Origin of the sequence: Micropruina sp. (genome assembly GCF_027492755.1) — a bacterium.
Lineage (GTDB): Bacteria > Actinomycetota > Actinomycetes > Propionibacteriales > Propionibacteriaceae > Micropruina.
This window is the reverse complement of sequence record NZ_JAPUED010000022.1, coordinates 15,894-28,196: the sequence shown is the minus strand read 5'-3', so window position 1 is coordinate 28,196 and position 12,303 is coordinate 15,894. Positions and strand designations below refer to the sequence as shown.

10 protein-coding genes are annotated in these 12,303 nt (G+C 67.8%); all 10 read left to right on the top strand.

The window, feature by feature from the left end; genetic code table 11:
- Positions 1–458: alanine racemase (locus tag Q0066_RS01365; RefSeq protein WP_298129315.1), on the top strand; the 458-nt coding region annotated here is incomplete at its 5' end.
- Positions 459–705: 247 nt separating this feature from the next.
- Entirely contained in the window at positions 706–4,419 is a 3,714-nt protein-coding gene (locus Q0066_RS01360) for a nitrate reductase subunit alpha (protein ID WP_298129313.1), read from the top strand.
- Positions 4,419–6,008, top strand: a complete 1,590-nt coding sequence (narH, locus tag Q0066_RS01355) for a nitrate reductase subunit beta (RefSeq protein ID WP_298129311.1) — start codon at positions 4,419–4,421, stop codon at positions 6,006–6,008. The genes Q0066_RS01360 and narH overlap by 1 nt, the downstream gene beginning before the upstream one ends.
- On the top strand, positions 6,005–6,649 hold the full coding sequence (narJ, locus tag Q0066_RS01350; protein WP_298129309.1) for a nitrate reductase molybdenum cofactor assembly chaperone: 645 nt from the start codon (positions 6,005–6,007) through the stop codon (positions 6,647–6,649). The genes narH and narJ overlap by 4 nt, the downstream gene beginning before the upstream one ends.
- A gap of 1 nt (position 6,650) precedes the next feature.
- Positions 6,651–7,409: a respiratory nitrate reductase subunit gamma gene (narI, locus tag Q0066_RS01345; RefSeq protein WP_298129307.1), complete on the top strand. Its 759-nt coding sequence runs from the start codon at positions 6,651–6,653 to the stop codon at positions 7,407–7,409.
- A 62-nt stretch (positions 7,410–7,471) separates the two neighbouring features.
- Positions 7,472–8,683 (top strand): MFS transporter, encoded by a 1,212-nt coding sequence (locus tag Q0066_RS01340; protein WP_298129304.1) that lies wholly within the window; start codon positions 7,472–7,474, stop codon positions 8,681–8,683.
- Entirely contained in the window at positions 8,670–9,182 is a 513-nt protein-coding gene (locus Q0066_RS01335) for a molybdopterin-binding protein (protein ID WP_298129302.1), read from the top strand. The genes Q0066_RS01340 and Q0066_RS01335 overlap by 14 nt, the downstream gene beginning before the upstream one ends.
- Positions 9,183–9,206: 24 nt before the next feature.
- Entirely contained in the window at positions 9,207–10,358 is a 1,152-nt protein-coding gene (locus Q0066_RS01330) for a cytochrome P450 (protein ID WP_298129300.1), read from the top strand.
- A gap of 139 nt (positions 10,359–10,497) precedes the next feature.
- A complete protein-coding gene (locus Q0066_RS01325) occupies positions 10,498–11,289 on the top strand; it encodes a hypothetical protein (protein ID WP_298129298.1) in 792 nt (263 codons plus the stop codon).
- Between the two features lie 231 nt (positions 11,290–11,520).
- Entirely contained in the window at positions 11,521–12,189 is a 669-nt protein-coding gene (locus Q0066_RS01320; RefSeq protein WP_298129296.1) for an FCD domain-containing protein, read from the top strand.
- Positions 12,190–12,303 lie beyond the last annotated feature (114 nt).

Here is a 12,303-nt window from a genome sequence, read left to right as displayed (position 1 = left end):
TCGCCGCCGAGTTCCAGGCCCTGGACAGCCTGCGGGTCGCCGAGGCGTTGGACCGCCGTCTTCAGGCCGCCGGGCGCTCCCTCGACGTGTACGTGCAGGTGAACACCTCCGCGGAGGAGTCGAAGTACGGCTTGGCGCCCGACGAGGTTCCCGCGTTCCTTCGCCAGCTCCCGCACTACGCCAGCCTCAAGGTGCAGGGCCTGATGACGCTCGCCCTGTTCACCTCCGACGTCGAGCGGGTCCGCGCCTGTTTCGTCCGACTGCGTGAGCTGCGCGATCGGTCTCGTGACAACGAGCCGGATCTGCTCGGTCCGGGTGGGCTGTCGATGGGCATGTCGGGCGACTACGAGGTGGCGGTCGAGGAGGGTGCCACCTGCGTCCGGGTCGGGCAGGCGATCTTCGGCGCCCGCACCCTGAACGAGGATCACTACTGGCCCTCGGGCGCGCCTCACCGCTGATCGTCGGCGCCTGACCGGCCACAGGACCCATGCGACAGGGAAGTCTCATCCAAATATCAGCCGATGCCTGTATCGCCGCACGAGTCGCATTGTGACCGCGAACGCGTGTCAGATCTCGTGTTTCAGCCGTAGTTGCGGAGTCGGCGACGACTGATTGTCAGGCGTCGCCACCACTAGCCGGACACGTTATTCGCAAGATTTTCGTTGAAAAAAAGACAGGCGCCCGCTGCCTTGATAGGCAAGCGTTATGACGACTGGGCAGGCACACCTGGATGGTCCGGCAGCCGATGCGCTGCTCAAGCTGGGCAAGTTCTTCACCAAGTGGGACGAGACCGACGACGGCCGCGCCGTCTTCCGCGAGGGCGGCCGCAAGGGCGACGTCTTCTACCGCGACCGATGGAGCCATGACAAGGTCGTTCGCTCCACTCACGGGGTGAACTGCACCGGCTCGTGCTCTTGGAAGGTGTACGTCAAGGACGGCATCATCACCTGGGAGTCGCAGCAGACCGACTACCCCAGCACCGGGCCGGATCGGCCCGAGTACGAGCCCCGCGGCTGCCCCCGCGGCGCCGCGTTCTCCTGGTATACCTACAGCCCGACCCGGGTGCGCTACCCGTACGGACGCGGCGTGCTGCTGGAGATGTACCGAGAGGCCAAGAAGCGGCTCGGCGACCCGGTCGAGGCCTTCCGTGAGATCTCCACCGACCCGGCCAAGCGCCGCCGCTACCAGCAGGCCCGCGGCAAGGGCGGCCTGGTCCGGATGAGCTGGGCCGAGGCAGTCGAGATCGCCGCGGCGTCCTATGTGCACACGATCAAGACCTACGGCCCCGACCGCTGCGTGTCGTTCAGCCCGATCCCGGCGATGTCGATCGTCAGCCACGCCATCGGCACCCGGTTCAACCACCTGATCGGCGGCGCGATGGCGTCCTTCTACGACTGGTACGCCGACCTGCCGGTGGCCTCACCGCAGGTCTTCGGCGACCAGACCGACGTGCCCGAGTCCGGCGACTGGTGGGACTCCACCTACCTGATGATGTGGGGCTCCAACATTCCGGTCACCCGGACGCCGGATGCGCACTGGATGGCCGAGGTGCGCTACCGCGGCACCAAGGTGGTCACGGTCGCCCCCGACTACGCCGACAACGTGAAATTCGCCGACGAATGGCTGCCCGCCCAGGCCGGCACCGACGCCGCCCTGGCGATGGCCATGGGGCACGTCATCCTCAAAGAGCACTACGTCGAGAAGCAGACCCCGTTCTTCCGCGACTACGTCCGCCAGTACACCGACCTGGGCATGCTGGTGAAGCTCGTCGAACACCCGGACGGCCACGGCCTGACCGCGTCCAAGTTCTTGACCGCCGAAGATCTGGGGATGGGCTCCGGCACCAAGCACGACGCGTTCAAGACGGTGATCTGGGACGCCGCCACGAACGCCCCGGCGGTGCCGAAGGGCTCGATGGGCTACCGCTACTCCGAGGACGGCCCGGGCAACTGGAACCTGGTGCTGGGCGACCTCGATCCGGCGCTGTCGCTGCTCGAGACCGACGAGTACGAGCCGGCCGAGATCGCGCTGCCCTGCTTCGAGGATCCGCGTGGCGAGGGCAGCATCATCCGCCGCGGCGTCCCCACCAAGCGGGTCGGCGACTACCGGGTCACCACCGTGCTCGACCTGATGCTGGCCCAGTACGGCGTCGGCCGCGACGGGCTGCCGGGGCATTGGCCGTCCGGCTACGACGACGCCGAGACCCCGTACACCCCGGCCTGGCAAGAGGCGATCACCTCGGTCCCGGCGGAGGCGTGCCTGCGGATCGCCCGCGAGTTCGCCGCCAACTCCGAGGTCTCCAAGGGCCGCACGATGATCCTGATCGGCGCCGGCATCTGCCACTGGTTCCACGCCGACGTCACCTACCGGGCGATCATCGCGCTGCTGATGCTGACCGGCTCGATCGGACGCAACGGCGGCGGCTGGGCGCACTACGTCGGCCAGGAGAAGTGCCGCCCGATGACCGGTTGGTTCAACCTGGCCAACGCACTGGACTGGAGCCGTCCGCCGCGCACCGTGATCGGCACCGGCTACTGGTACATGCACACCGACCAGTGGCGCACCGACGGCTACTCGGCCGACACCATCACCTCGCCGCTGTCGACCGGCAAGCTGAACGGCCTGCACACCGCGGACGCCCTGGCGCTGTCGAACCGGCTCGGCTGGATGCCGTTCTACCCGCAATTCGACCGCAACCCGCTCGACCTGGCCGACGAGGCCAAAGCCGCGGTGGAGCGGGGCGAGGCCGAGACCGTCCAGGAGTGGATCGCCGGCAAGCTGAAATCCGGTGAGCTGAAGTCGGCGCTGGAGGACATCGACGCACCCGAGAACTGGCCGCGGACGATGATCGTCTGGCGTTCCAACATCATGGGTTCCTCGGCGAAGGGCAACGAGTACTTCCTCAAGCATCTGCTCGGCACCCACAACAACCTGATGCCGAACGACCACGGCGCCGACCGGCACCCGAGCGTGGTGAAGTGGCGCGACGAGGCACCCGAGGGCAAGCTCGACCTGCTGATCAGCGCCGACTTCCGGATGACGTCGACGACGCTGCTCTCCGACATCGTCTTCCCGGCCGCCACCTGGTACGAGAAGCACGACATCTCCTCCACCGACATGCACCCGTTCGTGCATGCCTTCACTCCGGCGATCGACCCGCCCTGGGAGGCCCGCACCGACTTCGACATCTTCCACACGCTGGCCCGCGCGGTGAGCACGCTGGCCAAGAAGCATCTGGGCACCCGTTCCGACCTGGTCGCCGTCCCGTTGCAGCACGACACGCCTGGTCAGATCGCCCAACCGGGCGGTGTGGTCCCCGATTGGCGCGGTACCGATCTGCCCTGCGTGCCGGGGCAGAACGCGCCGGTGTTGGCGGTGGTCGAGCGCGACTACACCGCGATCGCCGACAAACTGTCCAGCGTCGGCCCGCTGGCCGACCGGCTCGGCTTCACGGTGAAGAACATCAACTACGACATGACCGGGCCGGTCAATCGACTGGCCCGGCTGCACGGCGTGATGCCGGACGGCCCCGCCGCCGGGCGTCCGGCGATCGACACCGACCAGCGCTTCGCCGAGGCGATCCTGACCTGCTCGGGCACCACCAACGGCGAGCTCGCCACCCACGGCTTCCGCGACCTGGAACGCAAGACCGGGCGCAAGCTGGCCGATCTCTCCGAGGGCTCGGAGGAGAAGATCATCACCTTCGCCTCCACCCAGGCCTCGCCGCAGCCGGTGATCACCTCACCGGAGTGGTCCGGGTCGGAGACCGGCGGACGCCGCTACGCCGCGTTCACCATCAACACCGAACGGCTCAAGCCATGGCACACCTTGTCGGGCCGGATGCACTTCTTCATCGACCACGACTGGATCATCGACGCCGGCGAGCAGTTGCCGACCTTCCGTCCGCCGCTGGACATGAGCCGCGCCTTCGGTGAGCCGGAACTCGGCCCGAACGGCGAGAAGGCGATCGTGTTGCGCTACCTGACGGTGCACAACAAGTGGTCGATCCACTCCGAATACCAGGACAACCTGTTCATGCTGAGCTTGGGCCGCGGCGGGCCGCAGGCCTGGCTGAGCGTCAACGACGCGAACTCCATCGGCGTCAAAGACAACGAGTGGATCGAGTTGACCAACGCCAACGGCGTGTTCGTCGCCCGCGCGGTGGTCAGCCACAAGTTGCCGGACGGCGTCTGCTTCGTCCAGCACGCCCAGGAGCGGACCATCGACATTCCCAAGTCGGAGGCCACCGGACGCCGCGGCGGCATCCACAACTCGGTGACCCGCATCTTGATGAAACCCACCCACCTGATCGGCGGCTACGCCCATCTGGCCTACGCGTTCAACTATCTCGGACCCACCGGCGTGCAGCGGGACATCGTCTCGACCGTCCGCCGCCGCTCGCAGGAGGTGCAGTACTGATGAGGATCATGGCTCAGGTCGGCATGGTGATGAACCTCGACAAGTGCATCGGGTGCCACACCTGCTCGGTCACCTGCAAGCAGGCCTGGACGAACCGGGCCGGCACCGAATACGTCTGGTTCAACAATGTGGAGACCCGGCCGGGGCTGGGTTATCCGCGCCGCTACGAGGACCAGGCGAAATGGCGCGGCGGCTGGGTGCGGACGGCGTCCGGACGGTTGAAACTGCGGGCCGGCGGCCGGTTCCAGAAGCTGTTCAGCATCTTCGCCTCACCGGTGCAGCCCGAACTGCACGACTACTACGAGCCGTGGACCTACGACTACGACAACCTGGTGAAGGCGCCGCTCGGCGACGACTTCCCGGTCGCCCGGCCCAAATCGCTGATCACCGGCAAGAACACCACCATCGACTGGTCGGCGAACTGGGACGACTCGCTGGGCGGCACCTACGCCACCGGCGAGGTCGACCCGGTGATCGAGAAGCTGCGCGCCGAGGCGAACCAGCAGATCAAATTCGAGTACGAGAAGAGCTTCATGTTCTTCCTGCCGCGGATCTGTGAGCACTGCCTGAACCCGTCGTGCATGGCGTCGTGCCCCTCGGGCGCGATCTACAAGCGCGCCGAGGACGGCATCGTGCTGGTCGACCAGGACCGCTGCCGCGGCTGGCGGCAATGCATCACCGGCTGCCCGTACAAGAAGATCTACTTCAATCACCGCAGCGGCAAGGCCGAGAAGTGCACCTTCTGCTACCCGCGCCTCGAGGTCGGGCTGCCGACGGTGTGCTCGGAGACCTGTGTGGGCCGGCTGCGCTATATCGGGATCATCCTCTACGACGCGGACGCCGTCACCGCCGCCGCCGCGACCAAGGACGAGAAGGCGCTCTATCAGGCGCAGCTCGACGTGATCCTCGACCCGCACGACCCGAAGATCGAGGCCGCCGCGCGGGCCGCCGACATTCCGGACGACTGGATCGACGCCGCCAAGCGGTCACCGATCTATGCGCTGATCAAGGACTACAAAGTCGCCCTGCCGCTGCACCCGGAGTACCGGACGATGCCGATGGTCTGGTACATCCCGCCGCTGTCGCCGGTGGTCGACCTGCTGAAGAGCCAGGGCCACGACGGCGAGCAGGCCAACAACTTGTTCGGGGCGATCGACGAGCTGCGCATTCCGGTGGAGTACCTGGCCGAGCTGTTCACCGCCGGTGACACCGAGGTGGTCACCCGGGTGCTGCAGAAGCTGGCCGCGATGCGCTCCTACATGCGGGGCGTCACCCTCGACCTGGGCCGCGACGAGGAGTTGGCCACCGCGGTCGGGATGACCGGCGCCGAGATCGAGCGGATGTACCGGCTGCTGGCGATCGCCAAGTACGACGAGCGCTACGTCATCCCGAAGGCGCACGTCGAGCAGGCTCACAACCTCGAAGAGATGGGCTGCTCGCTCGACTTCGAGGAGGGCCCCGGCATGTTCGAGTCCGGGCCGTTCGGCGAGGCGTCCGGACGCCCGGTGCCGGTCGCGCTGGAGCTGTTCAACGCGTCCCGGCTACGGCAGACGGCCGACGACACTTCGGAGACGGGGCAACCGACATGAGCACGCCGGTGACCTATCAGGCCGCGTCGCTGGTGCTGAGCTACCCGGACGAATCGCTGCTGGCTTCGCTCGACACCATCGAGGCGGCGCTGGCCGGCACCCCGGTCGCGGCGCAGTTCGCCGACGTGCTGGGCCACCTGCGCGGCTCGGACCTGATCACCCTGCAGTCGTTCCACGTCCAGGAGTTCGACCTGTCGCGTCGGCACGCCCTGCACCTCACCTACTGGACCGAGGGCGACACCCGTCGCCGCGGCGAGGTACTGGCCCGGTTCAAGAAGGTGTACCGCGATTCCGGGCTGCTGGTCGACACCGGCGGCGAGCTGCCCGACCACCTGCCGATGGTGCTCGAGTTCGCCGTCCACGACCCTGAGCGGGGCGCCGAACTGCTGCAGCAGTGGCGTCCCAGCCTGGAACTGTTGCGGATCGGCCTGGAAGAGGACGACCTGCCGCACGCCGGCGTGCTGCGCGCCATCTGCGCGACGCTGCCCGGCGAATCCCCGAAGAGCCGCACCGAGGTGCAGCAGCTCGTCCAGGCGATCCAGCCGGTGGAAAGCGTCGGCCTCGAACCCTACGGGGCCGAACCCAATGCGGCCTTCCTCGGCATGCCCGCGATGCCCACGCCCGAACTGCAGAGGAGTTGAGATGGACCTGCTGTTGTGGGGCGTGCTGCCCTACCTGACGCTGGTGGTGCTGATCGGCGGACTGATCTGGCGCTACCGCTACGACCAGTTCGGCTGGACGACCCGCTCGACCCAGCTCTACGAGTCAAAGCTGCTGCGGATCGCCTCGCCACTGTTCCACTATTCGCTGTTCGGCGTGCTGGCGGGCCACCTGGTCGGCCTGCTGATTCCGAAGGCCTGGACCGACCTGGTGATCAGCCAGGACACCTACCACGCCTTCGCCCTGTACGGCGGCGGGCTGGCGGGTCTCGGCACCGTGGTCGGCATCGCGATGCTGATCTATCGGCGGCGCACCACCGGACCGGTGTTCATGGCCACCACCGCCAACGACAAGTTCATGTACGTGATCCTCGCCGGCGCCATCCTGCTGGGCATCTGGGCCACCCTGACCGGCGATCACACCCCCGACGGTCACCACCACAACTACCGCGAGACGGTCTCGATCTGGTTCCGCTCGCTGATGATCTTCCAGCCGAACATCGACGCGATGGCCGCGTCCACCATCCAGTTCAAGATCCACGTCCTGATGGGTTTCGCGCTGTTCATGATCCTGCCGTTCACCCGGCTGGTGCACGCCTTCACCGTGCCGTTCCACTACCTGTTCCGTCCCTACATCGTCTACCGCACCCGCGATGCCAATCCGATGACCCACACCACCGGCATGAAGCGTGCCGGCTGGGATCCGATCGGCACCGAAGATCGACACAAGACCCGCAAATAGCTCGATCGGACGCCAACGCCGGCCGAGTCGAGACCCGATCACCTGTTCCCGAGAGGAATCCCGTGACCACAACCGCTGAGACCACAACCCCGTCCCAGCTCAAGGGACAGTTCGGCCAGGTGCTGCTGGCCACCCTTGCCTCCACCATCGGCTTCTGGGCCTGGATGTCCATCGCCCCGCTGCAGAAGACCTACGCCACCGAACTGGGGCTCTCCGAGGGCCAGATCTCGCTGATGCTGGCCACCCCCGTGCTGGTCGGGGCGCTGGGCCGGGTGGTCGTCGGCGCCCTGACCGACCGGTTCGGCGGCCGAAAGATGTTCGCCCTGGTGCTGCTCGGCTCGGCGCCGGCGGTGCTGCTGGTCGCCTTGGCCGGGGTGATCAAGAGCTTCCCGCTGCTGATCGGTGCCGGCTTCTACCTGGGCGTCGCCGGCACCATCTTCGCCGTCGGCATTCCGTTCTCCAGCGCCTGGTACGAGCCGTCGCGACGCGGTTTCGCCAACGGCGTCTTCGGCATGGGCATGGTCGGCACCGCCGTCTCGGCGTTCTTCACCCCGCGGCTGGCGCTGGCGATCGGATTCTTCCCCACCCATCTGCTGATCGCCGCCGCGATGGTCGGCATGGCCGCCCTGGTCTGGTTCTTCCTACGGGACTCACCGGCCTGGACGCCCAGCCACCAGCCGCTGGTGCCGAAGGTGATGGGGGCCCTGAAGCTGGCCGTCACCTGGCAGATGTCGTTCCTGTACGCGATCGTGTTCGGCGGCTTCGTGGCCTTCTCCACCTATCTGCCGAAGTACCTGACCACCGTCTACCCCGCCGAGGTGGACCCCGTCGGCGCCGGTACCCGAACGGCCGTCTTCGCGGTCGCCGCCGTGATCGCACGCCCGATCGGCGGCATCCTGGCCGACCGGTTCGGCCCCAAGGTGGTCGCCCTGGTCTCGCTGGCCGGCGTGTCCATCCTGGCCTACGTTGTCGGGTCGCAACCGCCGGAGGGCATCGTCACCGGAGCCACCTTCCTGGCCATGGCCGCGTTCATGGGCCTGGGCATGGGTGCGGTGTTCGCCTGGATCGGCCCGTCGACGCCCAAGGACAAGGTCGGCGCGGTCAGCGGTGTGGTTGCCGCGGCCGGAGGCCTGGGCGGCTACTTCCCGCCGCTGGTGATGGGCGCGACCTACCACGCCGACACCAACTCGTACTCGCTGGGGCTGTGGCTGCTGCTGATCGCGGCGACCCTCGCCCTGGTGCTGGGAGGCATGCTGCGCGATGCTCGCGCCTGAGTCGCCCGGACGGCTGTCGGCGGCGGTGCTCGTCGTCTCCGACGAGGTCGTCTCCGGAGCGGACGCCGACCGCGGCGGCCCGGTCGCGGTGGGTTTGTTGGACGACCTCGGGGTCGCTGCGACGAAGGCCGCCGTCCCGGACGACCCGGCGCGGATCCGGACGGCCATCGCCGAGGCGATCGCGGCGGGCGCCCGGGTGGTGCTGGCCTGCGGCGGCACCGGCATCGGCCCCAACGACCACACCGCCGACGTGGTCGCCGGGCTGCTCAGCTACGAGATGCCCGGGATCGCCGAAGAGATCCGGAGGCAGGGCTACGGGCACACCCCGGTCGCTCTGGTCTCGCGCGAGATCGCCGGCGTCGTCCGGCCCGAGCAAGGGCCGCCGGTGTTGCTGCTGGCCGTCCCGGGTTCGCGCGGCGGCATCCGCGACGCTCTCGGCGTGGTCGGCCCGATGCTCGGCTACATCATCGATCAACTGGACGGAGCGGGCCACGTCTGAGCAAATCCAGGAAAGGGAACCACGATGAGCCAGGCCACGACCGGCTGCCCGTACGCGAACGACCCGCGGACCCGCTACGACGCCCTCCACCACGAGCCGCTGACCCGGAACGACAACGGCCGCTGGGTCGTCGTCCGGCACGCCGACGCGGTGGCGGTGGTGACCGATCCGGAGACCTTCTCCAGCCATGTCTCCCGCTTCCTGCAGGTACCCAACGGGCTGGACGGCGCGGCGCACCGTGAGGCGCGCGAGCTGCTCGACCCGTTCCTCGCCCCCGAGCGGCTCACCGGGCTGGAACCGACGCTGGAGCGCATCGCGGACCAGCTGGCCGCTTCCGTGCCGGCCGGGAGCAGGCTGGACGCCGTCGGCGAACTCGGTTCGGTCTACGCCGTCCGGGCGCAGTCGGCGTGGCTGGGCTGGCCGTCCGATATCGAACCCGAGTTGCTGGCCTGGATGGAGGACAATCACGCCGCCACCCGGTCCGGCGAACTGGAACGGACGGCGGCGGTCGCCCATCGTTTCGACGCGATCATTCATCGGCTGCTGAGTTTCCGGCGGATCCGCAGGCCAGGGCCGCCGGAGGACCTGACCGACGAGCTGATGCGGGTGAAGCATCACGACGGCAGGCCGCTCGGTGAGGACGAGATCGTCTCGGTGCTGCGCAACTGGACCGGCGGCGACCTGGGCTCGCTGGCGTTGTGCACCGGCGTCGTCCTGTACTGGCTGGCCACCCACCCCGAGTTGCAGGACGAGCTCGTCGACGCCGCCAACGACTCTTTCGACGCCGCGCTGGACGAGATCCTGCGGATCGACGACCCGTTCGTCTCCAACCGCCGGGTGGCCACCGTCGACACGGTGCTGAACGGCCAGCCGATCGCACCCGGCGAGCAGCTGGTGATCAACTGGACGGCCGCCAACCGCGATCCGGCGGTGTTCGCCGATCCGGAGGGCTACGCGCCCGAGGCGAACGCCGCCAAGAACCTGGTCTACGGAGCGGGGCCGCACGTCTGCCCCGGCCGCGCGCTGGCCACGCTGGAGCTGCGGGTGCTGGTCCGCGCGATGCTGGGACGGCATCGGATCGCGCTGGATCCTGAGGCGGTTCCCGAGCGGGAACAACCGCCGGTGGGCGGCTTCCACCGCGTCCCGCTACTGCTCGATCCCCGCGGGCGTTCGTAAGTACTTTCGCCACCTTGACCCGGATCTTCTTGACCTGTCAGACGCCCGAGGAGTAGCAACGCCTCTAGCCGCACGTGGGGTGGGGCCTATACGGGAGGGGACGAGTCAAATGCGCGGAGTCGTTGTGGGGAGGACGGCGATGGCACTCGCTGCCGCGGCCGGTCTGATGCTGAGCGGAGGACTGACCGCCGAGGCACACGGGTACTCGCCCGGGCATGGGAAGGCCCGCGCACTCGTCTGCACCGGTGGTGAGATCGGCTCGGGCACCTATTCGAGCATCACGGTGACCGGCACCTGCGCGGTCGCCAAGAACGCCGTGATCACGGTGAAGGGCGACATCACGGTCCGGAAGGGCGCCGTCCTCGACGCGCAGAGTTCGCCGTCCACCATCACCGTCGGCAGGAACGTCAACGCCGGCCGCGGCTCGACGCTCGGTCTGGGCTGTCAGCCGACCGTGCTGATGGGCAACTCGGCCCATCCCTGCGTCGACGCCGACGGGAACCCGATCGAGGACGTGAACGTGTTCTCCAAGATCGCCGTGAAGGGCAACGTCACCGCACTCGGCAGCGCGGTCGTGCTGATCAACGGGATCACCGTCGGCCAGAACCTCACCATCGTCGGTGGCGGGTCACCGGTGATCCCGTGGTCGGTGAAGAACAACACGGTCAAGGGCAACCTGTGGGCCAGCCACCTGACCACGAACTGGCTCGGCGTGATGTTCAACAAGGTCGGCAAGAGCGTGACGCTGCTGAACATCAAGATCGTGGAAGACCATCCGGACGCCGCAGGGGTCGTGTACGTGGTGCAGAACAACATCAAGCGCAACCTGATCTGCGCGGGACTTCCTGGTGTGTCGGGCGGATTCGTCCCCGGTGCGGTCAACACGGTGGGCGGCAAGGCCCTGGGCCAGTGCAAGGACCTGGCCGGCTGACCTGACACGGATGCACCGGGCCCCGGCAGGGCGACGCCGCCGAGCGACTCCTTGCCGGGGCCCAGTTGCGTGACCTCCCGAGCGAACCGCGCATCCGCCGGATTTAAAGCACGAAAAATGCACCAAAAGGTGCCTAATCACAACCGGAAATGGTCATTAATCGAATGCGCAACCGGGTATTTTCGAGAGGACTGGAATTCACACGCCGCGTGGCCCGAACAGGAGGCAATGGTGCAGGTCGGCTCGGATCGTGCTCGGCGGACGCTGGCGTACCTGCGCCACCAGATCTCGTCGGGAGAATGGCCGATCAACTCCAAGATCCCCACCGAGACCGAGCTGATGCAGCTGATCGGCGTGGGCAAGACCACGGTGCGTGAGGCGGTCCGCGCCCTGGCCAGCATGGGCATGCTGGAGCCGATGCCGGGCATCGGCACCTTCGTCCGCTCCCGGATGCCGGTGAGTTCGGTGCTGACCGACTATCTGTCCGAGTTCAGCGCGACCGATCTACTCGGCTACCGGCGGGCACTCGAACTCGAGGCCGCACAGCTCGCCGCCCGGCAGCGCACCGATGCGCAGCTCACCGCGATGCGGCAGGCGCTCGAGCGCCCCGCCGCCCAAGCCGACCAGCCGCTCGGCGGACGCCGGGCCAAAGCTCCGGGTCAGTTCCACTTCCTGGTGATGGAGGCCAGCGGCAACGCCTTGATGGTCGGGCTGTACGCGGGCGTCATCCAAGCACTGCGCCATGCGATCGCCACCGGTGCCGTCACCGAAGGCACAGACGTCGCCTCGCTGCAACGCGATCACCGCGAACTGCTGGCCGCATTCGAGGCCGGTGACGTCGTCCGCGCGGCGCATGTGATGGCGCAGCACATCGAGAACGACCTGGTGCCGGCCGAGTAGCCCTGAGATCCGTTGGTCGAGCTTGTCGAGACCGGGAGTCCTGGCGCTGATCGGGGGTTTCGACAAGCTCAACCTGCAAGCATCGACAAGCTCAACCAGCGGTGGTCGCCAGAA